This window comes from Vibrio sp. IB15 (assembly GCF_016406055.1).
GTDB lineage: Bacteria > Pseudomonadota > Gammaproteobacteria > Enterobacterales > Vibrionaceae > Vibrio > Vibrio chagasii.
In genome coordinates this window covers 1-26,844 of the sequence record NZ_JAEFCE010000065.1, presented here as the reverse complement: position 1 = coordinate 26,844, position 26,844 = coordinate 1, and the positions used below count along the sequence as shown (strand labels likewise).

The window sequence follows — 26,844 nt, the reverse complement described above, 5'->3', positions numbered from 1 at the left end:
AGACTCGCTACCCAATTAATCGCAAAGCAGCTCCGCTTAAGTGAACTACATTGCGGTTATCGGCGAGCCTTACCGCGATTTTGGTGAATCTTGAGCTTTGCTTTCATTTTTCGCTTTTCTGCTGAACGGCTTTTACTACGACCACCTCGCTCAGGTGACACATCTTGCTCGGGGCTAGGTTCAAAGCCCTTTAGCCACTCTTGAGGTAGACGTGTATCGAGTAGTCGCTCAATTGCGCCCAGCAAGTACGCTTCATCGTGGCTCATAAGAGAAATTGCAAGGCCACTATTACCCGCACGGCCTGTACGACCAATACGGTGCACATAGTCTTCCGCTTTGTAAGGCATATCGTAGTTCACCACTTGTTCAAGCTGCTGAATATCGATGCCACGGGCAGCAACATCGGTTGCAATCAATGCTCTTACTTTACCTGATTTAAAATCGTCGAGGGCTTTTTGGCGAGCACCTTGGCTTTTATCACCATTGATTGATGCCGCTTTAATCCCGTCTAGCTTAAGCTCTTTAACCAACGCATCAGTGCCCTGCTTAGTCTTGGTGAAAACCAATACTTGTTGCCAATTGTTTGAGCCAATTAAGTACGCCAGTAGTTCGCTTTTACGCTTTTTATCGACTGGGTAAACCATCTGCTTAACTGTCTCAGCAGTGCTGTTAGTTGGTGTTACTTGGATTTCACTTGGTGACTGCATCATACGATGTGCAATCGCCTTAATCTTGTTATCAAACGTTGCTGAGAAGAACAGAGTTTGACGAACCTCGTTCATACGCGAAAGAATGCGTTTAATGTCGGGCATGAAGCCCATATCTAGCATGCGGTCCGCTTCATCAAGAACCAATACTTCTGTTTGGCTTAACATGATGTTTTTAGTAAACATGTGGTCAATCAAACGTCCCGGTGTCGCGACTAAAATGTCAGCGCCTTGACGAAGGTTATCAGTTTGAACCTTCATACTTACACCACCGTAAGCTACAACCACCTTGAGATCGGTACCTTTTGCATAACTGGTTACGTTATCAAACACCTGTTGTGCAAGCTCACGGGTTGGCACTAAAACCAAAGCTCGAACCAGTTTAGGATTTGGAATTACATTATCTTTAGTAGCAAGTAATCTTTGAATAATTGGCAAGCCAAAAGCCGCCGTTTTACCTGTACCCGTTTGAGCACCAGCCAGTACATCTTTACCCTCTAAAACCAAAGGAATCGCTTGTTCTTGAACACTGGTTGGAGCCGTGAAGTTCAGCTCTTCTAGCGTAGCAAGTAGGTGATCAGACAATCCTAATTGATTAAAAGATTTGGTAGATTCAGACATAATAAGATGCTCAAAGATTAAATAGGCGCGGATTGTAGCAAACCTACATTACGCTGTTTACCTTTCCTTTTGATTTTTCTTCAATTGAAGCGTATTAAACTCACTCGCTTCTTTTAAAACCATAGGATAAAGCTCATTAAAGTGACACTGCAACGTATCATAATGGTTTTCCAAGTCAGCGTAGCACGCTTTTAGCATGCCAAGCTTTGGCCTTCTCAACGCCATTCGCTGTAACACCATTTCAATGGACTCCATATCCTGGTAACTCTCCAACCAGCGTTGTTCTGCCATTTTCTGATGAATGACCACAAAGCTTTCCGGCCAATGAGGTTCTTGATGATCAAATATTTGTTGATGGCTATCGAGACAAAAATGCTCTAGTGATTGCTTAGAAAAATTGGCCCAATGATTGGCTAAACAGTGATCCCAGAATACATCGAGTGCGATAGGTGCAAAGCGTTTCGTTTGATTTGAAAAGAGTGATTTAGCTGAACGAGAAACATCGTGCCTGTCTGTATAGCTGTCTACAAACCGATGAAGTCGAATGCCATCAGAAAGCGAATCTGAATAGTGTTTATTTGGGTTGCCTTTCACAAAATCACCTAACAAGTTTCCTGCTAGGTTGCTGTTACAGTATTTGGCGATATGAAGGTGTGCGAGAAAGTTCATTGGACCTCATTAAAGTGTCGAGAACTAAGTAACATGGTAAACGTACTTGTTTATCTTCGCGAACTTTAATGAGGGTAGCTTTTGGTATGACGAGTGAGAGAATCAGATTTGCTCAGTATAAGAATTGAAATGAAACGTTAGTTAGAAGATGGAAAAAGTACTTCAGCTAACTGTTTAACTGTCTGTTCGTAGTCAGATAAATCAATGCCAATTTCCATAGCATCTAACAACTCTAGACTTTCGTCATTTAAAGATTGGTCACTCATAGTGCCCCCTCTATTCCTTGATGTGGACGTTATGTCCAATTAACCAGTGCACCATCTTGGACTTATATTATGTCACTTTGATGAACGCACTCTACTCTACCCATTCCATATTTATAGCTTGAAGCTACTCGCGATCATTAACGGTTATCTACGTTAAAGGGGTATACGCGAACGACATATGTACTGCCACCATACATTAAGTACAACAAATTACTCTAATTATTTTGAAGCCGATCATGGTCAAACGTTTGCTCACCTCGTTTTTTGCACCTCAACAATATAAATGTAAACATTAATTTACATTGGATATTTTAAATTACATTAACCGTTGCAATTGGAATTAAACTCAATCAGAATACTCCAAAATCGAGATATTCTTTGGGTTTATGCGCTTAAGCTAGAAGAATTACAATGAAAACACACCCTAACGTAAAGAATTATATACAATGAATAAATCAAAGGTTTTTGGTAGTACTTTGATCATTGCTGGCACAACAATTGGTGCCGGCATGCTCGCTCTTCCTCTTGCTTCTGCAGGTATTGGCTTTTCAACTTCACTTTTCTTGATGCTTGGTTTATGGGCACTAATGGCATTTACAGCGTTATTAATGGTGGAGCTACACCAATTCGTTGAATCTGATGCCACCCTACACACTTTGGCTCACACGATTTTAGGAACAAAGGGAAAGTGGATTGCGAGCTTCGCAGTTATGTTTCTATTTTACGCACTGTGCGCCGCTTACATCGCAGGCGGTGGTGCGCAGTTTAATCAACGAATTGCCGACATCGCAGGAATTGAGCTCAATGGCCAAGTGACGACTTTGCTGTTTACATTGTTGGTGGCTGGTGTTGTAACTATTGGTACGCACAGTGTTGATAAGGTTAACCGTGTATTATTTGGGCTAAAACTGGTCGCGATGGTTTTGGTTCTGAGCTTCTTAGCACCTAACATCACTTCTCAATACCTATTAAGCATGCCACTACAGCAAGGTCTGATTGTTGCGGCAATTCCAGTCGTGTTCACCTCTTTCGGCTTCCACGGCAGTATCCCTTCTATCGTAAGATACCTTGATGGTGATGTACGCTCTCTACGCAAAGTTATGATTGTAGGTTCCGCGTTACCTTTAGTTATCTACATTTTTTGGCAAGGCGTTACTTTAGGTGTTGTGAGCCAAGAGCAGTTACTTTCTGACACTAGCTTGGGTGCACTTTTGGTATCGCTGTCGCAAACTGTGCATCAATCAAATCTAAGTGTGATCGTCGGTGTGTTTGCCGATCTCGCTCTTCTTACGTCTTTTATCGGTGTTAGCTTGGGTCTGTTCGAATTTATGGGCGACTCATTAAGCAATAAACTAGGCAGTGCAAAACGAGTAAAGACTGCCGTTATTACTTTCTTACCACCGCTCGGCTTTGCGCTATTTTACCCACAAGGCTTTATCATGGCTTTGGGTTACGCAGCCATCGCACTTTCTGTATTAGCTATTCTTTTACCTACTGTCATGGTCTACAAAGTACGCTACACAGATTTCACTATTGCGACTAACGGCTCACAACCTAATTACCAAGTTTTGGGCGGGAGCAAAGCACTGTTTTTAGCGGGTGGCGTTGGTGTATTTATCATTGCAATTCAAACCCTTATATCTGTAGGGTTATTACCGTCACTCGGCTAATAAAGCAATTCACTAATGATATGGGCGATCAAGCTCTCATTTATGGAATGTCTATATCATTACTTTTCACAATTACTCAGCGTACATCACATTTTTATTGAAGTCGGTTATTTAGAGTCCACGGTAAAGGATTTACCGTGGAGTTTTTATGAAAGAAGTACAATTTCGAACGATAGACAAACTGTTTATCAAAATGTCTATTAACGACAAATTTTGGGTTATTTTCTTAATCTTTCTCGCCGCTGTGGCAAGCTTGTCAGGCTTAAATTACGTTAGTAAAGTGGAATATATTAACGCTAGTGCAAAGCATCAAGCCGAGTATAAACTCCAAGGCATTTTGTCAGCATCAGACAACCCTACTAACGTGAGTGGCATTACTCAACAACCTCGTCCACAACAAACTACGATTTCAAATAATGGTGTTGTGACTGCAACGGCAATCGCTAATGATGGCAATTATTACTCATTAACCGTTTCTAACAACGAAATTCAAAACCAAAAGCAGCAAGCACTGTACACCTTATTACTCAGCTTTTTATGGTGTGTGCCTTTTGGTCTTTTCTGCTACTGGGTCGCTACTTTCTTGGGTGGTGCACTTTGGGTACTTTACACAACCACTCAAAAGATTGGTGACGGTGATTTAACCTCACGACTCGGCTTCCACCCTGGACGCGATGAATTCGGTACGATCGGCTGCGCACTAGATCGTTCAATGGATACGTTGTCGGAGCTTGTTAACAATGTTAATCATAGTGCTGCAACACTTAGTGAAACCTCTTCTTCCTTCGAAGCTGAGATGAAACGCAGCGAAACACAAATCATGAGTCAGAACGCTTCTCTAGATTCTGTTGCAACGGCTATGGATCAGATGACGGCTTCAGCGAATGAAGTGTCTAACATTTCCGCACGCTCTACCGAGCAAACTGAGCAAGACGCACAACAAATCAATGACAGCCACGCTAAAGTTCAGCAAGCTATCTCAGAGATCACTACACTTTCCTCTTTGATTGAGCAAACCTCTTCTTCAGTAACAAGCCTGAACGTTAACACTAGCCAAATTAATGAAGTTATCACCACAATTAACGCGATCTCAGAGCAAACAAATCTGTTAGCACTCAACGCAGCGATCGAAGCCGCTCGTGCTGGAGAACAAGGTCGAGGGTTTGCAGTTGTTGCCGATGAGGTAAGAACGCTTGCAAGCAGAACTCAGTCTGCCACGGTAGAAATCCAAGCGATGATTGAGCGTTTGCAACAAGAGAGCCGAAATATCGCTAAGATCACTGAGCAAACGGTCGACCAAGCACAAACTAGCAGCCAGTTGATTTCTAATATCGGTGAAGACGTAAACTCAATTGCTGACTCCGCACAAGCGCTAATGGACATGAGTATTCAAATCGCCACATCTGCTGATGAGCAAAGCAACGTAGCGAATACCATCGCGGCAGAGCTCAATGACATTCGCAGTCAATCCGATGTAATAAAAGAAGTCGCTCAAAACTCATCGAACGGTGTATCAAAGCTAACGGACGCATCGATTACCCTATCTCAGACATTAGCGAGATATCGCACTTAAGCTAACTAAGATAAGCGTCATGGCGCTGGAAAATAACAATCGCCAGCTTCTGAACTAGGAAAAATTTAAAGCAAACTAAAAAGGACTCGCTATGAGTCCTTTTTAATAAAATCCGCCAATGTCATTACATTTACCATGGTTACTAACGATGAGATTATCATTACCATGAAGCAAGTCGCAAAGGAGAGAATATAAGGGAGCAAAACTGTCTAATAAACGAGCTTAGGAGTAATCTAGCTATACGGGTCTTTTTTCGCTTACCCTCTTGCTGCAGGTGACACATAATGAATAAAACAGAAGCACCAAACACCGAAGACGTGACATGCCCTTTATGCCAACATGACGAATATCTACTCTCAGAAAGTGGAGAGAAGTTTACTTGCGCATCCTGCGGATTTCACACAAAACAATTTAGTAAAGTACTCAGCCTTCAATTGGGCGTTAAGCCACCAAAGCTGCAGAGCTCGGTTTATCACCACTGGAGCAGTGCTTGCCATTAATCCAAACGGAAATTTCTTCCAAACTATAGATATCCTGAGCCGCCAGCTCTGCTGTGTCGGCTTTTGGGTCACCACTTAATGTCTCATCTACATTCGGTCTTAATCTGAACGACTGAATACCCGCTCTTACACCTGCTTCAATACCTTTCAAGGTATCGTCAACATAAATACACTCATTAGGTAAAAAACCCATATTCATTGCGGTATACATGATCAAGTCTGGCTCTGGTTTCCAGCTGTTTGCATCAAACGCCGAAAACACTTTCCCTTTAAAGTCATCAAGCATACCTGTCATTGCGAGAGAAGATTCAACTCTAGATTTCGGTGCATTAGAAGCAATACAAAATTCGATGTCTTGATGTTTGAGGAATTCAATCAGTTCGATAGCGCCATCCATCGGTTTCAAGTGACGTTGGAACAAGGCTTCTAATTCAGTGCGATATAAAGGTTCAAGTGTATCAATGGAGATGGATAAACCAAGACGAGCCTGCGTGTCCATTAAAATATCGGCTAGCTTCCCGCCTTGAAAGTGAGCGTAGCAGTCATTGAGGTTTAGGTTGGCCCCAAACTCGCTGAAGACATTGACTAAGGCTTGGCAGCACAGCTTTTCACTGTCGATAAGCGTGCCATCGCAATCAAATATCACACATTTAGTCTGTTCTAACCGCATAGTTCTCTCACTCAGATTCAATCCAAGTTTTATCCTATAGGGTTCTTTCAAAGTGAGGGATGACTGAGGTAACAGTTTACGGATGCATGCTTATTTCTCTTCGCAAAATATGCTGCAGATCACCTTATGAGTCGCCATAAGCAACAGTTTTCATCAAATTATCAACAGGCTCACAGTATCAATGCCTGAAAGCTTTACAAACAACTGAAGTTAATAGGAGAAAATATAAATCTTAGAATACAGAAATCGTTGTGCGAAGTATTAACTGACAGCCGACTCTTCATCGACTTTGGGTTTCCCTTCTACCTTGAAGCTATATTCAAAAGCTGCAGTGTCAGGATAAGTATCACGTATCGCGACAAACTCAGGCAAATGTTTTAGAAGTAATCGAGTGAGTTGTGGGTCGAATTGATAACCACATTCACGTTCGAATAAATCAACAACCATATCTAAAGACCATGGCTCTTTGTAACAACGTGCGCTCAGCAACGCATCAAATACATCCGCGACCGCAGTAATACGAGCAAATAAGTGGATTTCTTCACCCGACTTACCATTTGGATAACCGGCGCCGTCCCAAAGCTCATGATGTTCATTGGCAATAATCGCCGCTAGGTTGGTAATATCACCCGCTCCGCTCTTCAATAAATTATAACCTGCAGTGGTATGAAGCTTCATTACCTCCCACTCTTGCTCGGTTAGCTTACCCGGTTTGTCGAGAATAGACTCTGGAACCGAGATCTTACCGACATCGTGCATTGGGCTGATGATCTCTATCATCTCGACTTCGCGGTGACTCAAACCGCTGTGCTTGGCTAAGAATGCTGACAACTTAGCCACGCGTTTAACATGATTGCCTGTCTCGCCTGAACGTGTCTCAATGGCTTCACCTAAGACATGAATCATCTCTTTTTGTACATTTAACGTCTGTTTTTGCAGCGCTAGAATCCGTTTGTTCTTTTTGGCTAACTCTTTTTTCTGACGTAAGGTGATAAATTGCATCACGATAATCAAACTCAAGCCTGCGATTACCATGGTTACGCCCAACAGCAACTGGAAGTTCTTACGTATGAAAGATGAAGGTTCGTTAATGAACCGAATCTTCTGGAAGTGTACTTTCACGTAATCCGAACTTTTTCATCGCATCGTAATTGAATACAAAACGTATGTTATCACCGGGTACTAACGAGCTTTTAAAACCAAGTGGGACGTACTTATCCAATGCATCGACCGCTTGTTCACCCATACTTTGTGAATGATTCACATATCCGCCAAGAACATCCCCAAGAATGTAAAACTGCCAAAGTGCGAATACGGGTGCAGCGCTCGCCTGAGATATGGTTTCTGCAATTTCGGTATAAGAATGGTAAACACCTTGCGTCAATTCGGTGTTGTAGTGACTAATCAGCACTGCATCATCGGGAGAGATATTTTTCAAATACTCACCCGCCTGTTCTAAAGCTTGATTGCTGATTTCCACAAGATTGATTTGTGGATAACCCGCCATGACTTTATGAACTTCTTTACGGATTAGTTGAGACGTGACACTGTAATCATTTACAAAGTATAAGTTCTTGATATTTGGACGTAGCTGAGAAATAAGCTCGATATTAATATCAATATGATCATTCTCATAAAGCACAGTCGCTTTGTCGCTCACGGTGTACATGTCTGTGTTTAAGTCATTAATACCAACGGCAACAACAGGTGTTGAACGATCTATGATTGCACCTAGTGACTCAAGGAAATTAGCGGCATTATCATCAGTCGCGATAACCCCATCAAACTCATAACCTGAATATTTTGCTTCGAAGTAATCCACGAGAGAGTCTTAGTAGTCTTGGTTATGAATACGTTTAGTATCTAAATACTCGATAGAGAGTTTTACTTCGCCATGGGATTGCTTGAACGCGTTATCGATCCCCTTTTGGAAATCTGCGGTCCATTGATAGGAAGGTTCGTAGGAGTGTAATACTAGGACTTGTTTAACATCCCAGTCGTTAGCATAAAATGCAGGAGAAAAAGCGCTAACACACAATACAGCGATTGAGATCAATAGCTTGTACATACCGAACCCTTTTTAAAAGACGGCGCACTGTACTCAGATTAACGCTTTCTCAAAGAGTCATTAGTTCTCGAACACTACTTTATAGGTATAATCTTGATCTTGAGCCCAAAAATCATGTAACTGTTTAGCAAACCCGACAATATTTTGATCGTCTTGGTTAACAATATCTGATATTAGCAGCTCATCGTCACTTGCCGTTACAATAGCACTCGCCACCACATCACCGCTTTTAGTACCTACATACAATTCATGTTCATCAGACAGCATGATTTGGCTTAAGAATTCTAGGATGTTCGCTCTTTCCGCTTCATCCTGATAAGCGCTAGCTTGGTTTAGAGAGAAAAGAACCGTCAGTTTGTGAAAATCTACTTTATGCAGTTCGTCAATTTGTGAGGGCGTTTGGTCTTGCGGGAGAAGTTGGTAAGTCTTTTGGGAAAGCTGGCTCTTATAGATATCTAGACCTAAAAGGCTTTCTTTCGCGGGGTAAGCAATATCAAGCTGGCTAAACAGCCACTGATTCTTCTTTAATGCGATTTCAGGTATTTCGTTATTCATTCTTTTAGTACCTACAGTTAGTATCCCCAAATATCACAGTTATTTGGCAGACATACGGTCGGCTGAGGCGCCGAGCTACATGCAGAGAGCATACATAGCATCACTAAGGCCAACAAGTACTTTAAATGCTTCATATTTTTCATTATCCAACAACATCCTTTAAGAACTTAACGAAAAGCTCTACACTCGTATTCAAGCTTTCAATTTTCTTATAGTAAACAGAACTATACAAATAAAAAGGACTTCTTATGAAAAAAGCCTTAATAGCAGCCGGTATCATTACAATGTTAGCAGGTTGTTCGGACAACGAGGTTGGCGACGTATCTTTAGGTTTCTTCACAATGAAGGACATTAAGATGTCATCTTTAGACGATGACAAAATCCCGGGCGTAACGTGTCACATCGCTTCCATCGAAGCGAACCTGAGTCTTTCTGATCCAAGTGATAGCTCTATTTCTTGCCGCCAAACGGGTGAAATCACGCCTGACATGATCGCGCAGATTGATAAAAGTAAATCTGGCGAAGTGGTATTCAAGCAGTCGAAAAGTATTTTCTTCAAAACCATGAAAGTTCGCCGTATTTACGACGCAGAAAACCAATCCCTACTCTACTTGTCTTACACCACTAAAGAGACTGAAGGTAGCTTCAAACACAGCCTATCTACTGTTCCTCTATGGGGTACAGCCGCTTACGTTGATCCAGCAACACTCGTACCAACAGAATAATCAATACGAATCACCTGTACAGACATTGTGCAGGTGATTCAAAATGTAATAAAAATGAAAGAAACAGAAACAAAATGTGATATCATGCGGCAAAATTTTTTCACTGTATTTTTCATATGAAGTTTCCTGGACAGCGTAAATCTAAGCATTACTTTCCAACTCACGCACGTGATCCGTTGGTCAACCAAATTCAACAAACACCTAAACTGCACCGTGCAACGATTGTTGGTGTAGGTCAAACCATTGTTGATATCGAAGCCCGTGTTGACAGTGCGTTCCTTGATAAATATGAGCTGAGTAAAGGTCACTCGCTGGTATTGGAAGAAAGTAAAGCTGATGCGCTGTATGAAGAGCTTGTAGAGCGCGGTTTGATTACGCATCAATACCCTGGCGATACTATTGGCAACACACTGCACAACTATTCCGTACTTGCAGACAGCAAATCCGTACTGCTTGGCGTAATGTCTAAGAAAATTGAAGTTGGCTCATTTGGTTACCGTTACCTTTGCCGCACTTCTTCTCGTATGAACCTAAACCACCTACAAACAGTAGATGGTCCAATTGGTCGTTGTTACACGCTAATTACTGAAGATGGCGAGCGTACGTTTGCGATTAACGAAGGACACATGAACCAGCTGCTTCCGGAGAGCATTCCTGAGAAAGTGTTCGAGAAAGCATCGGCTCTAGTCGTTTCTTCGTATCTAATGCGCGGTAACCCTGAAGATCCAATGCCAAAAGCGGTACAAAAGGCGATTGAATATGCGAAAGCGCACAACGTGCCTGTTGTTCTAACACTTGGTACTAAATACGTGATCGAAGGTAACGCTGAATGGTGGCAAGAATACCTGAAAGAGAACGTAACTATCGTTGCGATGAATGAAGACGAAGGTGAAGCGTTAACAGGCGAAAAAGATCCACTTCTTGCGGCGAACAAAGCACTAGAATGGGTTGACTTAGTACTGTGTACTGCTGGTCCAATCGGCCTTTACATGGCAGGTTACACAGACGAGCTAGCAAAACGCGAAACTACACTTCCACTGTTACCAGGCAATATCCCTGAGTTCAATAAATACGAATTCAGCCGTGCTATGCGTAAACAAGACTGTGAAAACCCGGTTAAAGTGTACTCTCACATTGGTCCATACCTTGGTGGTCCATTAGAGATTAAGAACACTAATGGTGCGGGTGATGGCGCGCTTTCTGCTCTGCTACATGACATGGCAGCAAACAGCTACCACTTCGTTAACGTACCAAACTCAGAGAAACACGAACACACGTGTCTAACATACTCTTCACTGTCTCAGATTTGTAAGTATGCAAACCGCGTAAGCTACGAAGTGCTAACACAGCACTCACCTCGCCTTTCTCGTGCACTACCAGAACGCGAAGATAGCTTAGAAGAAACATACTGGGACCGTTAATCGCGCATCTGTCGCGTGACTAATACTGTCATTTAAAAGGGGCTGCGATATGCAGCCCCTTTTGTATTTAAAGTGGATGTGAGCGTAATTCGAACCCACTCAATCGAATATTTGGCTCATTTAAGATTTGATCTCGCGCAATGACTCTTCAGATCTGTTATCTTCCAGCACATAATCGGTGTGGTTTGCCTTTACTTAGCAAATTTATGCAGTACCATCGCCACGCAAACGTTTACGCACCACCTTTCGGTTCTGATATAAGGATAAAATATGCTGTCTGATATCGATATTTGTCGTTCAACACTCCTTAAAAACATTAGTGAGGTTGCTAAGCAAGCCGGCCTACAAGAACAAGAACATCAGCCCTTGGGGCAATTTAAATCAAAGGTGTCTCTAACATCACTCGAACGCCTATCTCAAAAGCCAGACGGAAAGCTGGTTGTCGTGACAGCAATTACACCAACACCACTTGGTGAAGGAAAGACCGTGACGACTATCGGTTTAGCACAAGGGTTGGCGAAGATTAACCAATCAGCAATGGCGTGTATTCGCCAGCCTTCAATGGGCCCTGTATTTGGTGTGAAAGGTGGTGCTGCTGGAGGTGGTTATTCTCAAGTTGCCCCTATGGACGAGTTGAACCTCCACCTAACTGGTGACATCCACGCTGTGACAGCCGCTCATAACCTTGCCTCTGCAGCTATTGATGCACGCTTGTATCATGAACAGCGTGAAGGCTTACAAGCATTTGAAACTCGCTCAGGGTTGAAAGCACTGGATATAGACCCTAGCAGGATCGTTTGGCGACGTGTACTTGACCATAACGACCGCGCGTTACGTATGATTACCGTGGGTAAAAACGAAACGGATAAAACGACAAACGGCTACGAACGCGAAGATGGATTTGATATCTCAGCCGCCTCAGAGCTTATGGCTATTTTAGCACTGGCCGATGACCTGCAAGATTTACGTAAACGCATTGGTCGTGTCGTACTGGCATACAACAGACAAGGTAAGCCTTTAACAGCAAATGACTTTGATGTTGCCGGTGCAATGACAGTAACAATGAAAGACTCTATCGAACCAACCTTGATGCAGACACTTGAAGGCTTACCAACGCTTATACACGCAGGTCCTTTTGCGAATATTGCTCATGGTAACTCTTCGATTATTGCAGATAAGATCGCACTGAAACTCAGCGACTTCGTTGTAACTGAAGGTGGATTTGGTTCAGATATGGGCTTCGAAAAAGCCTGTAATATCAAAGTTAAAGCATCTGGTAAGAAGCCCGATTGCGCGGTAGTCGTAGCGACATTGCGTGGACTAAAGGCGAACTCTGGTTTGTATGATTTGAGACCAGGAACACCACTACCCGATTCGCTCTTCAGTGACGACATCGATAGGTTGGTCGCTGGCTTTGAAAACCTAAAGTGGCATATCAATAACGTTAAGCAATACGGTGTGCCTACCGTAGTAGCGATCAACCGCTTCCCGCAAGATTCACAACAAGAACTCGACACATTGAAACAGATGATTACAGAATTCGATAGCAACGTCGCTGTTGAAGTCAGTGAAGCATTTGGCCAAGGCGGTGACGGCGTAACTAAACTTGCACAAGCGGTTGTTAAATCATGCCAAAATGACGGTGACTTTAAATGCCTTTACCAAACAGGCCAAAGCTTAGAAGAGAAACTCATGGCGGTTGCTGAAATCGGTTACGGTGCCGCGAGTATTACACTCTCCCCGAAAGCGAAGCAGCAGTTGGCTGAGTTTAAACAACACGGCTATCAAGATCTGTCGGTATGCTTAGCTAAAACACCACTCTCTATTTCAACGGAAGCACATATCAAAGGCGCACCAAGCCAATTTGACGTACCGGTAAGAGAACTAAAACTGTGTGCGGGTGCGGGTTTTATTTACGCTTTATGCGGCAATGTAATGACCATGCCTGGGTTGCCAGATAAACCGGCGTTCATGTCGTTAGATATTGATAGTAATGGAAATATTGTTGGCCTTAGTTAGGCAAATTTATCCAGATAAATGTCGAAATATCGGGATTTAACCGCCTCGTTTTTCGGAGCACTATTCTATATTGAGCAATCATTTTATCGTTAAGTGATTGCTCATTAATCAAGTCAAGGTGCACAAAGTTGCACTAAAACCACAGTAATATGCAGAGCTTGTTTTAAGTTCTGGGTCAAGATCACATTAAAAACCCTATAGAATATATAGTATTGCGCTGATTCTTTGAGGACAGTGATGAATACAAGTATAAAGAAACTAGTCAGCCAATTTCTGTGCACCGTGTTTGCCCTAGGATTAGTCCCTGCCCTCTATATCAACTCTGAATTCGACAGAGTCGAAGCCCAGCACTCGCTAAACATCAAACAATCTAGCCAAAACCAGATTGAGTACAGCTTTCACGAGCTCGCTGTCATTGTTGAACAAAGCTCTAACTCCGTTCCCTCTATAGCAGATTCCAAAACGTTACTTCGAGCAATTAAAGAGCCATCGGTCATTCACACGGAAGCTTTACAAGACTTGTGGGTAATGCTTGCCCGTGGCCAGAAGTACTATTCTCAATTACGCTATCTTGATTTAACCGGTAATGAAGTGTTCCGCATTAATTACAAAGATGGCCATGCTTCAGTTGTTCCGGAAAACGAACTCCAAAATAAATCATCACGTAGTTACTTCTCCGCACTTCAAGAACTTAAAATCGGTGAGGTCAGTACTAAAGGCATCGATCTTGAAGTCGAAAACGGTCAGATAGTTCGCCCGATGATTCCGGCACTGCGCATTATGTCACCTGTCGCTGACAACAATCGCATTATTGGTTACTTCATTGCCAACTTAAACATGCTAGAGATTTATAAACGCCTTCATTACCAAATCGGCGACTCCTCTGCTGTCCCAATCATTCTCAATAAGACTGGTCACATCATCATGGGGCCAGATCCTTCGCAGTCTTTCGGTCACGTTATTGAATCACGCTCAGGCCAAACTTATGCCAAGCTGTATCCTAAGCTCTGGTCTGCGATAAAAGACAACACATCTTCTAGTTACTTTGATGGTAAAAACTGGTATTTCCATGCTGATATCAGTCCCAAGATCAAGCAGTTTGAAGGCCCTATCTACATGGTACTTCATATAGAGAATCAGCAGTTTAATAGCCAGTACCAACGTGAGAACCACGCTATTGTCATACAAATCGTTACCCTCACGATTTTAATATCAATGATCTCAGCAGGTTTTGTACTGTGGAACAGAAACCATAAGAAGAACAGTATTGAAAGCCAGCTAGCAAAAGCCGCGATGAATTGCATGTCTGCATTGGTCATTACTGACAGTAATAATCGCATCATCAAGGTAAACCAAGAGTTTACCCGAGTTAGTGGTTACGAGTTAGAAGATGTAAAAGGCCGCCAACCCTCAATGTTTGCATCAGGGCGTTACAACCAAGAGTTCTACACCAAAATGTGGAGCGCTATTCAAAGGCAAGGCATGTGGGAAGGTGAAGTCGTCAACCGCCGTAAAGACGGGTCGTTGATTACTGAGATACTCCGCATCCAATCCATTAAAGATGCCAAAGGCTTAATCCAATTTTATGTCGCGTCATTTGTTGATATCAGTAAACACAAAGAGCTTGAGAACAAACTCAGAAACTTAAGTGAAAAAGATGCCTTAGCGGGATGCTGGAATCGCCGCAAGTTTGATCTGGAGTTGCGTGATGAATGCTCCCGTATTAACCGTTACCCTACCCTAGAACACTCTTGTTTGGCGATCCTAGATATCGATCACTTCAAACGCATAAACGATAGGTTTGGTCATGACTATGGTGATCGAGTGATTCAGACCGTTGCTCAAGTATTGCAACGTGAGTGTCGTGAAACTGACTTTGTCGCTCGCATTGGCGGTGAAGAGTTTGGCGTTATTTTGCCCCACACCACAACAGAAGAAGCTGACTACGTACTTAATAGACTGCGAATTGCGGTTAGCCTTGAGCTAGACAGTGTTGTTACCGTAAGTGCCGGTATCACCAACCTAACGAGCGATCCGGCTCTCAACTATAAATGTGCCGACTTGGCGCTATATGAAGCGAAAGCCGCGGGCCGTGATAGCGTATGTTTGTTCTTAGACACAGAGATGAGTGAAATCGCCTAGAATCCAAAGCGAAAGCGAGGCAACCTTCTTGGTTCAATAGCTATCAGTTTGGCGCAGGGTGAAACTCTAACTTATTCCCTTCAACCACGAGAATGCAATCCATCTGAGCAGCGTGCGCAGCTTGTTTACCAAGGTCCGTATCTTCAAATACCACACATTGCTTTGGCTCTAATCCCATACCAAAGCAAGCATCCAAAAACGTATCAGGGTTCGGCTTATGATTTTTGACGTCTGTAGCGGTAACTAGAATATCGAGCTTGCTAAGAATGTTCGTCTTTTCTAGAAGCTGCTCCGCACTCTTGCGCTGGCTTCCAGTACCAACTGCAATCTTTTTGCTACCTAGGTGTTCAAGCAACAAAGAGTGCGTACATGGGATGACATCTCCCTTTTCTTCAATCGCCGCAAATGAAGCCATTTTGAACGTTGACACAGCCTGAGGATCGAGAGACAAACCGTATTTACTGTTTACCTCACCAGCTATTTTGTAACTCGGCATACCGCCCAAACTATGTAACCAAGATGCTTCAAAATGAAAGCCGAACTCTTCAGCTGTCTTCTGCCATGCCTGTACATGCGCTGGCATTGTGTCGATCAACGTACCGTCCATATCAAAGATTAATCCCTCATATGCCGTTAAATCTATTTTCATTACTGCTACCACTCTTTAAGAAAGTTACTGATACCATAACCAATATTCAGTATTATGACGCCATATTACCGTTCAAAATGGAAGTTTATGTTACAAATATCTAACTCTGTATCCATTCAAGACTGGGAGATCCAGTTAACTGCGATCAGAGCTCAAGGTGCTGGAGGCCAAAACGTCAATAAAGTATCGAGTGCAATACACCTTCGCTTCGATATCAAGCACTCTACTCTACCCGATTTCTACAAAGAAAAGTTGTTAGCCTTCAAAGATAGCCGAATTACTAAAGACGGTGTGATTATCATTAAAGCTCAACAATATAGAACTCAGGAACAAAACCGAGAGGACGCGTTAGTACGCCTGAAAGAACTGATTTTAGAAGCGACAAAAGTTCAGAAATTACGAAGAGCCACTAAGCCTACACGTAGCTCGCAAAGAAAGCGTCTAGAGAACAAAAAACAAAGAAGTAACACCAAACAACTTAGAGGAAGAGTGAGCTAGCCGCTTCATTTCCCCTTGGTTCACCCATCACCAATGAAACAACTGCTCTACTCGGTTTACGCCCACTGTCCCCTCTCTATTTCGGTTTTTTGATCGATAAAATCAGCTTAATTAACAGCAGCCGCTCTTCACTAGTGAGTAAACGACTGACCGCGGCGACATCTTCAGCCGTCGCATGAGAAGCGCCTACTATATCCAGAACAACATCCAAATCTGTCACTTTTAGCGTTCTGGTTATTGAACGATATTGAGACATCTTAATATCTGCTTCACCGCGTTCGATTCGCTGATACGTTTTCAAACTCATACCTGCACTAGCCGCGAGCTTTTCTTGTGATAAATTCGCTCGCTTCCTGCGCTCAATCAGTGCCATGATTATCGGCTCTTGTGACATAGGGCTCTCTCCACTAGACAGTTATGACCTAATTTCAGCAAGAAGCAGACCATATTGACTTGCCCATGTTTACATAAGCCATCAAAGGCATATTATTCGAACCTTAAAAAACCTTACGTTTCATAAACCTTAACGCATAGGTCCGTGATATGTATTTAGGCGAATAAACTTGGTTTAACCAAGGATAGGAAATATTAGAAATTGCAAATTGCGAACAAGAAAGACGTCGAGTTGGAAATTGCGAATTATTACAAATTAGCGTTTCCTTGCATTAAGCAGACTTTGAATTCAAACACTACCCGTGCTGATATTATTGCAGTTCAGCACAGGCTTCTTACCTACAAAGAAGTGTTGTTACACGCAGAGATGCTTGATGATAAAGAGCTCAAACAGGCCTTTTCTGCGTTAAACCTTAATGAGAAAAGCGTGGCGAAAGGCGGTATTGTCAGTATCAATAACGCGATTAAAGAAATGGATGAAATAATCGAAAGGTACAGTAGGAAGACCAATTCGGTTTGAGTTATTACCCTATCGTTTATTCGTAACTTAGGTCAGTTAAGCATTGGTAAGACTTACTAGATCAAAGCCATCACAATAAGCCAAGAAACTCAGAAACAAAAAAGTCGACGTCATCATTCGATGAAACGTCGACTTATTCAAAGCCATCAACTTCTAGCGTTTAACCGCTTTTCTCACACCAGCGATCAACATTAGCATGCCTAATAAACCAAACGAAACGCTGCCACCACTGCTGCCAGAACCAGTTGACGCACTTGTACCAGCAACAGCAATGCGTTTTGCCTCTGTCGCGGTAAACTGAACAGTTTCTGAGCTATCAATTACACCGTTAGTTACATCGGTAATCCAGTCTTTATAATCAAAGATCTCTGTAAATACCGACGTTACGCCGAGTCCATCACCACACTTCCTAGGCCCAAAACTAGTTATGCCAACTTGCTCGTAAGTGGAACCGTTCTTCCAAAAGACTGGGCCACCTGAATCACCTTGACATGTGCCTCCGTACAGACCGTTATCCGGACCATTGCCGTTAAAACAAATCTGTTTGTCAGTAACTAAAGGACCAAACACCGCTTTACAATTGATTGTATCAACGTATGTCAAATCAACTTTTTGTAGCAAAGTGGTGTTATCTTCACCTGATTTTGTATTACCGTGCCCAACTGCAACAAAGTTGTTAGAGATGCTTCGATAAGTGTCAAAATCTGGAATTCGAGTTTCGGCAGATGAACTCAAACCAAGAGATGATTCTAACTTCAAAATAGCGATATCATTCGGTAGAAGATTAGCTTCAAGGTCTGAATAGTCAGTACGATAGTAAACGTCAGATACTCGAACTTTCTGGACACCACCACTTGGGAATAAAGAGGTATCTTGTAATTGTGGGACAACAACAGTGAATAATTGAGCATCTTCATCATCATAGATACAGTGTGCAGCCGTCAGTACATGATAGTTATCTAAAATCGTGGCTCCACAGTATTGTCCTATTGAGTAAACACCATCGTAATCAATACGATCAATAAACAAACTCGCCATTGAAGGGAAATCGCTTACTGATGCGTCGCTACCGTTAACGATATAAGGCGTTACACCAACATCAGGAGTCGGTTCAACCGCATTCTCTGTAGCCATAACACTTGATGAATAAATCAAAGGCGCTAAAAGACCTACAACGACTTTGTTTATAGGACTAATTGCTTGATTCAAATTCATAGATAACTCCTTGTAACACTTACAACTTATTTATAATGCGAATAGTTCCCAACAATAACATGCTATGGCTTTCAGTATAGCGTGTTTTTGCAACCTCAATACGACATTTTTTAAACATGACAACGAAAAATGACAGGATACTGATAGCCGAAGATCCAATCAAAACAAAAAAGCCTACCATTAAACATCCCTAAAAAGAGAAGCTAACAATAGGCTTTTGTTATAATTTGTGCTTTATCTTAAAAGAGATTAGCCACGGTAGTAACGTTGAGGTACGAATGGCATTTTTTCTACTGTCATTGGTAGCTTCTTACCACGGACTTCAGCAAATACTTCTGTACCGATAGCCGCTAGATCAGTGCGTACATACGCCATTGAAACAGGCTTACCCGCGTTAGGACCAGCAGTACCACTCGTTACCACACCTACTTTGTTTCCTTCCGCATCAAACAGCTCAGCACCTTCACGTACAGGAGCTTTAGTTTGTCCCACTAAGCCAACACGCTTACGTTGAACATCTTTAGTCGCGATTTGCTCAAGGATGATATCAGCACCTGGGAAACCGCCAGCACGCTCACCGTCAGTACGACGCACTTTTTGAATGCCCCATAGAAGGCTAGCTTCTACTGGAGTCGTTGTTGTGTCTAAGTCGTGACCGTATAGGCATAGGCCACACTCAAGACGAAGTGAATCACGTGCGCCAAGGCCAATCCACTCTACTTCAGCTTCTGATGTTAGTTTACGTGCTAGTGCTTCAGCGTGATCGTTCGGTACTGAGATTTCATAGCCATCTTCACCTGTGTAACCACTGCGGCTCACGATGCACTCTACGCCGTCGATATCGACTTTTTGAACATCCATGAACAGCATGTCTGCAACGCTTGGTTGGAAACGAGCAAGAACTTCAGACGCTTTAGGGCCTTGAAGTGCTAGTAGAGCGCGGTCATCAATCACTTCCATTTCTACGTCTGCAGGAAGGTGAGCCGTTAGGTGGTCGATATCTTGTGTTTTACACGCCGCGTTCACAACAACAAATAGGTGTTCGCCAAGGTTAGCAACCATAAGATCATCCATGATGCCGCCCTGTTCATTGGTAAAGAACGCGTAGCGCTGCTTACCAGAAGGCAGGTCGATAATATCTACTGGAACCAGAGATTCTAAAACAGCGGCTGCATTTTCACCGTGTAGACGCAGTTGCCCCATGTGAGAAACATCAAAAAGACCAGCAGCGTCACGAGTGTGTAAGTGCTCTTTCTTTACACCTAGTGGATACTGAACTGGCATGTCGTAGCCAGCAAAAGGAACCATTTTTGCACCGACTTCAACGTGAAGCGCATGCAGAGGTGTTTTTAGTAGGTCTTGATTAGCGTGTTCTTGAGTCATTTTAATCTCCATGAAGCGTTGCAGGCTTTCCAAATCGAATCTGCCGCTTATATCTCTATTTAGAGTCGTTTCTAACGATATGGGTTAACGTTAGAAACAGTAGATAGTAAAAAGTGATGTCTTCTATATAGGCTTTTATTACTAGCGATATAAAAAGAGGCTTCTGTATAAAAGCTATACGACTCACTTTCTAAGAATTCACTTCAGTAAACTTCAATCAACATGAGTAAACCGTGTTCACTATAGTAAACAAGCCTGAGTCAGTTTTACACCCTTAACAAGATTAAAACAGCTCAAAATGTGACATTTAACAATTTAAAAACAATTTTCAATCGCATACAAAAACGCGATATTGATGCTTTTCACACCAATATCGCGTCTTTTGGCAAACGTTAGAAACAAAAGCAAACGTTTGCATTCACTATAAGAAATTCTAACTTTGTTAACTTATTTTGCAGTCACCCACAAAATCAGTGCATCTTCTGTACTAGTAGAAATCAACATATGCCCCATGTTGGCGTCGTAATACATGCTGTCACCTTCGCTCATGGGTACCGGCTCATAGAATTCTGAGTAGAACATCACATCACCAGAGATCACCATCAAGAACTCTTCACCATCGTGGCGAACCCAATCGTTATACTCTTCAAAGGCGCGTGCTCTCACTCGGCTCTTGAACGGCATCATCTTCTTATTCGAAAGTTCTGTCGCCAGCAGTTCATGCTCGTAAGTCGGAGTTGGGTGAGGTTTACCCTGGCCTGCTTTAGTTAAGTCACGACGTCCTGTGGCAACTTTTTTTCTTGGTGGCTCAAAGAGTTGTGGCATATCGATTTGCAAACCCATAGCCAATTTCTGCATCGCTTGGAACGTCGGTGAGATTTGTTCGTTCTCAATTTTACTCAGCGTAGAACGTGCCAAACCAGTACGTTGGCTCGCCTCTTCTAACGTAATGCCCAGTTTGCTGCGGATATCTTTAATACGCTGGCCGAGCTTAAGTGGTTCGATATTCTGATCTAACGTCTCTTTCGCCAACGTTAAAGATGGGTACTCATCATAAATGTCTTCTGACATAGGTCCCTCATTTATTTCATACTTCCTGTCTATTGATTTCATTGTTGCATGAAGCGCTTTGTTGATTAAAGAGCACACAGGAAAATAAAGCGTGCTCCCTGTAGCAAAACGAGAAAAACTGTTTCCTATTGGAAATTTTTGTTGAAAATTGATTTTATCGGAGCTATGTTATCGACTTGTTAGATGAAGAGATGCTACTTCAGCTTGCAGCAAGTGAAAGATTTAACATTTGTAAGAGCTGTTTTTTACCCGAAATTTTTGGGAACCAATTCGTGCTGCATTGACCCTACAACGATCGCTTTGACGCTATGGTCGTATAAATAAGAAGCAACGCACTATTTATACACCTATATAACGCAAACGATACCGATGCAGAAATCAACGTAAGACCTAATGGACTATAAAAACAATCACCATTAGCTTAATGAAAGGTCTCGACAATGAACGCTTATCAAAACCATAGCTTAGACAGTTTTTTCTCTACGAACCTATCTGCGACTGACGACGCAGTATTTGCTGGAATCCAAGCAGAGAACACTCGTCAAAACGAACAAATAGAACTTATTGCTTCTGAGAACATCGTTTCTAAAGCAGTAATGCAAGCTCAAGGCACTTGCCTTACCAACAAATACGCAGAAGGCTACCCAGGTCGTCGTTACTACGGTGGTTGTGAGCACGTAGATACAGTAGAAGCTATCGCGATTGAACGTGCTAAACAGCTATTCAAGTGTGAATACGCGAACGTACAACCTCACTCAGGTGCTCAAGCGAACGGCGCAGTTAAACTCGCCCTACTTCAACCTGGCGACACTATCCTAGGTATGTCTCTTGACGCTGGTGGTCACCTTACGCACGGTGCACGCCCTGCTCTTTCAGGTAAATGGTTCAACGCAGTTCAATATGGTGTAGACCGCGACACACTAGAGATCGATTACGAAGCGGTACGCGCTCAAGCGATCGAATGCCAACCAAAAATGATTATTGCAGGTGGTAGTGCTATCCCACGCGTTATCGACTTCGCTAAATTCCGTGAAATCGCTGACGAAGTTGGCGCTATTCTAATGGTCGATATGGCACACATCGCGGGTCTTATCGCGACAGGTGCTCACCCTAGCCCACTACCACACGCACACGTTGTAACGACAACAACACACAAAACACTTCGTGGCCCACGCGGCGGCATGATTCTGACTAACCACGAAGACATCAACAAAAAGATCAACTCTGCAGTATTCCCTGGCCTACAAGGCGGCCCACTAATGCACGTAATTGCGGCTAAAGCTGTCGCATTTGGTGAAGCACTTGGCCCAGAATTTAATACTTATATTAATTCAGTGATCGATAACGCAAAAGTTCTTGCTGAAGTGTTGCAAACTCGCGGTTGTGACATTGTGACTGGCGGAACGGACACGCACCTAATGCTGGTTGACCTTCGTCCTAAGGGCTTGAAAGGTAACGTAACTGAAGAAGCATTAGAGCGTGCTGGGATCACATGTAACAAAAATGGCATACCATTCGACTCAGAGAAGCCTATGATTACTTCGGGTATTCGTTTAGGTACGCCAGCTGGAACCAGTCGTGGTTTTGGCACTGAAGAATTCAAACTTATCGGTGAATGGATCGGTGATGTTCTTGATGGCTTAGTTGACAGCCCTGAAGGCAACGCTGAAGTTGAGCAACGTGTTCGCAAGCAAGTTAAAGAGCTCTGCAAACGCTTCCCTCTTTACCGTTAATCCGTTTTTAAGATTTAAATTAAAACCTCATAAATTTTTGGAGAATAAGCAATGGACAATACACTTAAGTTTGCAGACAGCCACGAGTGGGTAAAAGACAACGGTGACGGTACTGTAACTATCGGTATTTCTGAGCACGCTCAAGAGATGCTAGGTGACGTTGTGTTTGTTGACCTGCCTGAAACTGAAGACGAAATTGAAGCTGGCGAAAGCTTCTCTCTAGTTGAGTCAGTTAAAGCTGCTTCTGATATCTACGCGCCAATCTCTGGTGAAATCGTAGAAATCAACGAAGAACTAGAAGATAGCCCAGAGCTAATCAACGAAGAACCTTATGAAGGTGGTTGGATTGTTAAAGTGAAGATGTCTGATGCGTCTGAACTAGACAACCTTAAAGATGCGGAAGAATACCTAAGCTCTATCGAAGAAGACTAATAGGTAACCTCATTACGATAAAGCTGCTCTTGTGAGCAGCTTAATTTTAGGGGCTAGCTCACGGCTCCAGAGAGAAAGTAGAACGATATCATGACTGAATTACTTCAAAGCCAATTACTGAAAGACTTGGGTACACAAAACGAGTTTGTTGCTCGTCATAACGGCCCAAATAAAGCAGACCAGCAAAAAATGCTTGAAGCGATCAACGCGACTAGCCTAGCCGCACTGATCGACGAAACGGTTCCTGCACAAATCCGTCTTGAAAAACCAATGACACTTGCTGCGCCACTGAGCGAAATGGACATGCTGACCTCTCTTAAAGAGATCGCTAACCTAAACCAAGTGAAACGTACTTTCATTGGCCAAGGCTACTACAACACATTCACTCCAAACGTTATTCTACGTAACGTTTTAGAGAACCCAGGCTGGTATACAGCTTACACACCATACCAACCCGAGATTTCTCAAGGTCGACTTGAGTCTCTGCTTAACTACCAACAAATGGTAATGGACCTTACAGGTATGGAAATCGCGAACGCGTCTCTTCTTGACGAAGCGACAGCGGCTGGCGAAGCAATGACACTGTGTAAGCGTGCTGGTAAAAGCAAGAGCAAAGTATTCTTCGTTGCTGACGATGTTCACCCTCAAACACTAGAAGTTGTTAAAACTCGTGCTGAGTACATCGGTTTTGAAGTAATGGTTGGCGCTCTTGAAACACTTCCAGAGCAAGACGTATTTGGTGCACTAGTACAATACCCTGGTACAACAGGTGAAGTTCGTGACCTAACAGACGTCATTGCAAAAGCTCAGGCAAACAAAACGCTTGTAACCGTTGCAACAGATCTACTTGCTTCTGCTCTACTCAAGCCTGCTGGCGAAATGGGCGCAGACGTAGTAATCGGTTCAGCTCAGCGCTTCGGTGTTCCTATGGGTTACGGCGGTCCACACGCTGCATTCATGGCAACTCGTGAAAAGCACAAGCGTACAATGCCAGGTCGTGTAATCGGTGTTTCTATCGATACGCACGGTAACCAAGCACTACGTATGGCAATGCAAACTCGTGAGCAACACATCCGCCGCGAAAAAGCGACATCGAACATCTGTACGGCTCAAGCGCTTCTAGCAAACATGGCGTCTTTCTACGCGGTTTACCACGGTGCAGAAGGCCTACGTACTATTGCTCGTCGTACACACCACATGACAGCTATCCTAGCGGCTGGCCTGACTAAATCGGGTTACGAGCTAACGAACAACAGCTTCTTCGATACCATCACGATCAACTCTGAAGAGAAGACAGATGCACTGTACGCGAAAGCGCAAGCAGCAGACATCAACCTTCGCCTTCTTAAAGGTAAGATCGGTATCAGCTTAGACGAAACAACCACAATCGACGACGTGAATGCCCTATTCGCAATCTTCGACGTGAAAGAAGACGTTCAAGCACTATCTTCTGACATTGCATCAAACGAATTTGCAGCAATTCCAGAAAACTGCCGTCGTGAATCAGAGTTCCTAACTCACCCAGTATTCAACACGCACCACAGCGAAACGCAAATGATGCGTTACCTAAAACAGCTTGAGAACAAAGACTTCTCACTAACGCACGGCATGATCCCACTAGGCAGCTGTACGATGAAGCTGAACGCTGCTGCTGAGATGATTCCAGTAACATGGCCTGAGTTTGGTTCTATTCACCCATTCGCGCCTCTAGAGCAAGCGGCTGGTTACACAGCACTAGCGAAAGATCTTAAAGAGAAGCTATGTGAAATCACCGGTTACGACGATTTCTCACTACAGCCTAACTCTGGTGCATCTGGCGAATACGCAGGTCTAATCGCGATTCAACGTTACCACGCAAGCCGCGGTGAAGCTCACCGTAACGTTTGTCTGATCCCAAGCTCTGCGCACGGTACTAACCCTGCAACAGCATCAATGGTTTCAATGAAGGTAGTAGTTGTTAAGTGTGATGAAGATGGCAACATCGACATGACTGACCTAGCAGCGAAAATCGAGAAGCACAAAGACAACCTATCAAGCATCATGATCACTTACCCTTCTACGCACGGCGTATACGAAGAGCAAGTGAAGGAAGTATGTGAACAAGTACACGCAGCGGGCGGTCAGGTTTACCTAGACGGCGCGAACATGAACGCTCAAGTAGGTCTAACTTCTCCTGGCTTCATTGGTTCAGACGTATCTCACTTGAACCTTCACAAAACATTCTGTATCCCACACGGTGGTGGCGGTCCAGGTATGGGTCCTATCGGTGTTAAATCTCACCTAGCACCTTTCCTACCAGGTCACATCGAAAACGGTGTACAAGGTTCTGACTACGCGGTATCAGCAGCAGATCTAGGTAGTGCTTCAATCCTACCTATCTCTTGGGCTTACATCGCTATGATGGGCGAACCGGGCCTAACAGACGCGACTAAAGTTGCGATCCTGAACGCGAACTACGTGATGGAAAAACTACGTCATCACTACCCTGTTCTTTACCGTGGTACTAACGGCCGCGTAGCGCACGAATGTATTATCGATATTCGTCCACTAAAAGAAGAAACAGGCATCAGCGAAGAAGATATTGCTAAGCGTCTAATGGACTTCGGTTTCCACGCGCCTACTATGTCTTTCCCAGTTGCTGGCACGCTAATGGTAGAGCCAACTGAATCAGAAGATTTAGAAGAGCTAGACCGTTTCTGTGAAGCGATGATCGCAATCCGCCACGAAATGGCAGCAGTGAAAAACGGTGAATGGCCACTAGACAACAACCCTCTAGTGAACGCACCGCACACACAAGTTGACCTAGCTGGCGCAGAATGGGATCGCCCTTACTCTCGTGAACTTGGTTGTTTCCCATCGAAAGCAACGAAGAACTCGAAGTACTGGCCTACTGTTAACCGTGTAGACAACGTATACGGCGACCGTAACCTAATCTGTTCTTGCCCAAGCATCGATAACTACGAAGATTAATACGTAGCGGCGCTAAGTAGCGAAACATAACAAAAGCGAACCACTTGGTTCGCTTTTTTGTTGTCTGAAATTTGAGTCCAACAAAAGCATTGACCTTACCGTAAGGGAAAGGTTTAAGGTGAGATTAATCCAACGATGAATGAGGAAATGATGATGGGATGTTGTAACAAAGCGCCAAAAGGTGGAGCCCCTCTTGGCTTACTTCTAAAAGTAACGCTTGGGATTGGTCTTTTTGTGTTTCTGCTGGCTTTGTGGCAATAGGACGCTTATACAGCGTCAGATTTAAAGTTAAGAAGTGACGGTACTCAGAAGATAGATAGAGACTGTCCTAAATTCTGTGTAACTGTCTAAACTTAAGCCTTAAAGGCTAAGGA

21 protein-coding genes and 1 pseudogene are annotated in these 26,844 nt (G+C 43.3%); 11 read left to right on the top strand and 11 right to left on the bottom strand.

Translation table 11 applies throughout. The features are described from left to right. Positions 1-56: 56 nt before the first annotated feature. The 3 genes from JC606_RS19490 to JC606_RS23565 all read right to left on the bottom strand — a co-directional run bounded on the left by JC606_RS19490 (position 57) and on the right by JC606_RS23565 (position 2,263). Positions 57-1,328 (bottom strand): DEAD/DEAH box helicase, encoded by a 1,272-nt coding sequence (locus JC606_RS19490; RefSeq protein ID WP_198779238.1) that lies wholly within the window; start codon positions 1,326-1,328, stop codon positions 57-59. Positions 1,329-1,385: 57 nt separating this feature from the next. Continuing rightward, positions 1,386-1,997 carry an acyl carrier protein phosphodiesterase gene (locus JC606_RS19485; protein WP_198779237.1) on the bottom strand — a complete coding sequence of 204 codons (612 nt, stop codon included), beginning with the start codon at positions 1,995-1,997 and terminating at the stop codon, positions 1,386-1,388. A 137-nt stretch (positions 1,998-2,134) separates the two neighbouring features. Beyond that, positions 2,135-2,263 (bottom strand): hypothetical protein, encoded by a 129-nt coding sequence (locus JC606_RS23565; RefSeq protein ID WP_269819952.1) that lies wholly within the window; start codon positions 2,261-2,263, stop codon positions 2,135-2,137. Between the two features lie 446 nt (positions 2,264-2,709). Here JC606_RS23565 and JC606_RS19480 point away from each other — a divergent pair, with 446 nt between their 5' ends. Both JC606_RS19480 and JC606_RS19475 read left to right on the top strand, forming a co-directional pair. Beyond that, on the top strand, positions 2,710-3,933 hold the full coding sequence (locus JC606_RS19480) for an aromatic amino acid transport family protein (protein ID WP_198779236.1): 1,224 nt from the start codon (positions 2,710-2,712) through the stop codon (positions 3,931-3,933). Positions 3,934-4,081: 148 nt separating this feature from the next. Next, on the top strand, positions 4,082-5,506 hold the full coding sequence (locus JC606_RS19475; RefSeq protein WP_198779235.1) for a methyl-accepting chemotaxis protein: 1,425 nt from the start codon (positions 4,082-4,084) through the stop codon (positions 5,504-5,506). A gap of 441 nt (positions 5,507-5,947) precedes the next feature. Here the strand turns inward: JC606_RS19475 and JC606_RS19470 are convergent, their stop codons facing one another. The 3 genes and pseudogenes from JC606_RS19470 to JC606_RS19460 all read right to left on the bottom strand — a co-directional run bounded on the left by JC606_RS19470 (position 5,948) and on the right by JC606_RS19460 (position 9,299). After that, on the bottom strand, positions 5,948-6,676 hold the full coding sequence (locus JC606_RS19470) for an HAD-IA family hydrolase (RefSeq protein WP_198779234.1): 729 nt from the start codon (positions 6,674-6,676) through the stop codon (positions 5,948-5,950). Positions 6,677-6,937: 261 nt separating this feature from the next. Continuing rightward, a pseudogene (locus JC606_RS19465) lies at positions 6,938-8,744 on the bottom strand (HD domain-containing phosphohydrolase). Between the two features lie 60 nt (positions 8,745-8,804). Further along, positions 8,805-9,299: a hypothetical protein gene (locus JC606_RS19460; protein ID WP_004738096.1), complete on the bottom strand. Its 495-nt coding sequence runs from the start codon at positions 9,297-9,299 to the stop codon at positions 8,805-8,807. A gap of 248 nt (positions 9,300-9,547) precedes the next feature. On the opposite strand from JC606_RS19460, the gene JC606_RS19455 reads away from it, so the two are divergent. From JC606_RS19455 to JC606_RS19440, 4 genes are all read left to right on the top strand, one after another. Next, positions 9,548-10,024 carry a CreA family protein gene (locus JC606_RS19455; protein WP_105023430.1) on the top strand — a complete coding sequence of 159 codons (477 nt, stop codon included), beginning with the start codon at positions 9,548-9,550 and terminating at the stop codon, positions 10,022-10,024. Positions 10,025-10,140: 116 nt separating this feature from the next. Then, the gene (locus JC606_RS19450; protein WP_004738099.1) at positions 10,141-11,445 is read left to right on the top strand and encodes an inosine/guanosine kinase; all 1,305 of its coding nucleotides are present in this window, start codon (positions 10,141-10,143) and stop codon (positions 11,443-11,445) included. Positions 11,446-11,715: 270 nt separating this feature from the next. Further along, entirely contained in the window at positions 11,716-13,464 is a 1,749-nt protein-coding gene (locus JC606_RS19445; protein ID WP_198779233.1) for a formate--tetrahydrofolate ligase, read from the top strand. 237 nt (positions 13,465-13,701) lie between these two features. Continuing rightward, entirely contained in the window at positions 13,702-15,606 is a 1,905-nt protein-coding gene (locus JC606_RS19440) for a sensor domain-containing diguanylate cyclase (RefSeq protein ID WP_198779232.1), read from the top strand. A gap of 43 nt (positions 15,607-15,649) precedes the next feature. Here the strand turns inward: JC606_RS19440 and JC606_RS19435 are convergent, their stop codons facing one another. Next, positions 15,650-16,255 carry a beta-phosphoglucomutase family hydrolase gene (locus tag JC606_RS19435; protein WP_198779231.1) on the bottom strand — a complete coding sequence of 202 codons (606 nt, stop codon included), beginning with the start codon at positions 16,253-16,255 and terminating at the stop codon, positions 15,650-15,652. An 87-nt stretch (positions 16,256-16,342) separates the two neighbouring features. Between JC606_RS19435 and arfB the strand changes: the two genes are divergently transcribed. After that, a complete protein-coding gene (gene arfB / locus JC606_RS19430; protein ID WP_137408195.1) occupies positions 16,343-16,753 on the top strand; it encodes an alternative ribosome rescue aminoacyl-tRNA hydrolase ArfB in 411 nt (136 codons plus the stop codon). 76 nt (positions 16,754-16,829) lie between these two features. Here the strand turns inward: arfB and JC606_RS19425 are convergent, their stop codons facing one another. Continuing rightward, on the bottom strand, positions 16,830-17,147 hold the full coding sequence (locus tag JC606_RS19425; protein ID WP_008216956.1) for a helix-turn-helix transcriptional regulator: 318 nt from the start codon (positions 17,145-17,147) through the stop codon (positions 16,830-16,832). A 201-nt stretch (positions 17,148-17,348) separates the two neighbouring features. Here JC606_RS19425 and JC606_RS19420 point away from each other — a divergent pair, with 201 nt between their 5' ends. Next, a complete protein-coding gene (locus tag JC606_RS19420) occupies positions 17,349-17,666 on the top strand; it encodes a hypothetical protein (RefSeq protein WP_198779230.1) in 318 nt (105 codons plus the stop codon). A gap of 153 nt (positions 17,667-17,819) precedes the next feature. Here the strand turns inward: JC606_RS19420 and JC606_RS19415 are convergent, their stop codons facing one another. The 3 genes from JC606_RS19415 to JC606_RS19405 all read right to left on the bottom strand — a co-directional run bounded on the left by JC606_RS19415 (position 17,820) and on the right by JC606_RS19405 (position 21,335). Next, a complete protein-coding gene (locus tag JC606_RS19415) occupies positions 17,820-18,881 on the bottom strand; it encodes a S1 family peptidase (protein ID WP_198779229.1) in 1,062 nt (353 codons plus the stop codon). Positions 18,882-19,130: 249 nt separating this feature from the next. Then, positions 19,131-20,264 carry a glycine cleavage system aminomethyltransferase GcvT gene (gcvT, locus tag JC606_RS19410; protein WP_198779228.1) on the bottom strand — a complete coding sequence of 378 codons (1,134 nt, stop codon included), beginning with the start codon at positions 20,262-20,264 and terminating at the stop codon, positions 19,131-19,133. 447 nt (positions 20,265-20,711) lie between these two features. Beyond that, positions 20,712-21,335 carry a helix-turn-helix domain-containing protein gene (locus JC606_RS19405; RefSeq protein ID WP_137408198.1) on the bottom strand — a complete coding sequence of 208 codons (624 nt, stop codon included), beginning with the start codon at positions 21,333-21,335 and terminating at the stop codon, positions 20,712-20,714. A 440-nt stretch (positions 21,336-21,775) separates the two neighbouring features. Here JC606_RS19405 and JC606_RS19400 point away from each other — a divergent pair, with 440 nt between their 5' ends. From JC606_RS19400 to gcvP, 3 genes are all read left to right on the top strand, one after another. Next, positions 21,776-23,068: a serine hydroxymethyltransferase gene (locus tag JC606_RS19400; protein ID WP_198779227.1), complete on the top strand. Its 1,293-nt coding sequence runs from the start codon at positions 21,776-21,778 to the stop codon at positions 23,066-23,068. A gap of 51 nt (positions 23,069-23,119) precedes the next feature. Then, positions 23,120-23,500, top strand: a complete 381-nt coding sequence (gene gcvH / locus JC606_RS19395; RefSeq protein WP_008216962.1) for a glycine cleavage system protein GcvH — start codon at positions 23,120-23,122, stop codon at positions 23,498-23,500. 90 nt (positions 23,501-23,590) lie between these two features. Continuing rightward, complete coding sequence (gcvP, locus tag JC606_RS19390) at positions 23,591-26,470, top strand: aminomethyl-transferring glycine dehydrogenase (protein ID WP_137408200.1); 2,880 nt, start codon at positions 23,591-23,593, stop codon at positions 26,468-26,470. The last annotated feature ends 374 nt before the right edge of the window (positions 26,471-26,844 follow it).

Coding starts and splice junctions, on each gene's coding strand:
- JC606_RS19405 (WP_137408198.1), bottom strand. CDS start 21,335: ATGTCAGAAGACATTTATGATGAGTACCCATCTTTAACGTTGGCGAAA.
- JC606_RS23565 (WP_269819952.1), bottom strand. CDS start 2,263: ATGAGTGACCAATCTTTAAATGACGAAAGTCTAGAGTTGTTAGATGCT.
- JC606_RS19450 (WP_004738099.1), top strand. CDS start 10,141: ATGAAGTTTCCTGGACAGCGTAAATCTAAGCATTACTTTCCAACTCAC.
- arfB (WP_137408195.1), top strand. CDS start 16,343: ATGTTACAAATATCTAACTCTGTATCCATTCAAGACTGGGAGATCCAG.
- JC606_RS19440 (WP_198779232.1), top strand. CDS start 13,702: ATGAATACAAGTATAAAGAAACTAGTCAGCCAATTTCTGTGCACCGTG.
- gcvH (WP_008216962.1), top strand. CDS start 23,120: ATGGACAATACACTTAAGTTTGCAGACAGCCACGAGTGGGTAAAAGAC.
- JC606_RS19455 (WP_105023430.1), top strand. CDS start 9,548: ATGAAAAAAGCCTTAATAGCAGCCGGTATCATTACAATGTTAGCAGGT.
- JC606_RS19400 (WP_198779227.1), top strand. CDS start 21,776: ATGAACGCTTATCAAAACCATAGCTTAGACAGTTTTTTCTCTACGAAC.
- JC606_RS19435 (WP_198779231.1), bottom strand. CDS start 16,255: ATGAAAATAGATTTAACGGCATATGAGGGATTAATCTTTGATATGGAC.
- JC606_RS19475 (WP_198779235.1), top strand. CDS start 4,082: ATGAAAGAAGTACAATTTCGAACGATAGACAAACTGTTTATCAAAATG.
- gcvT (WP_198779228.1), bottom strand. CDS start 20,264: ATGACTCAAGAACACGCTAATCAAGACCTACTAAAAACACCTCTGCAT.
- JC606_RS19460 (WP_004738096.1), bottom strand. CDS start 9,299: ATGAATAACGAAATACCTGAAATCGCATTAAAGAAGAATCAGTGGCTG.
- JC606_RS19425 (WP_008216956.1), bottom strand. CDS start 17,147: ATGTCACAAGAGCCGATAATCATGGCACTGATTGAGCGCAGGAAGCGA.
- JC606_RS19415 (WP_198779229.1), bottom strand. CDS start 18,881: ATGAATTTGAATCAAGCAATTAGTCCTATAAACAAAGTCGTTGTAGGT.
- JC606_RS19445 (WP_198779233.1), top strand. CDS start 11,716: ATGCTGTCTGATATCGATATTTGTCGTTCAACACTCCTTAAAAACATT.
- JC606_RS19480 (WP_198779236.1), top strand. CDS start 2,710: ATGAATAAATCAAAGGTTTTTGGTAGTACTTTGATCATTGCTGGCACA.
- JC606_RS19470 (WP_198779234.1), bottom strand. CDS start 6,676: ATGCGGTTAGAACAGACTAAATGTGTGATATTTGATTGCGATGGCACG.
- JC606_RS19485 (WP_198779237.1), bottom strand. CDS start 1,997: ATGAACTTTCTCGCACACCTTCATATCGCCAAATACTGTAACAGCAAC.
- gcvP (WP_137408200.1), top strand. CDS start 23,591: ATGACTGAATTACTTCAAAGCCAATTACTGAAAGACTTGGGTACACAA.
- JC606_RS19490 (WP_198779238.1), bottom strand. CDS start 1,328: ATGTCTGAATCTACCAAATCTTTTAATCAATTAGGATTGTCTGATCAC.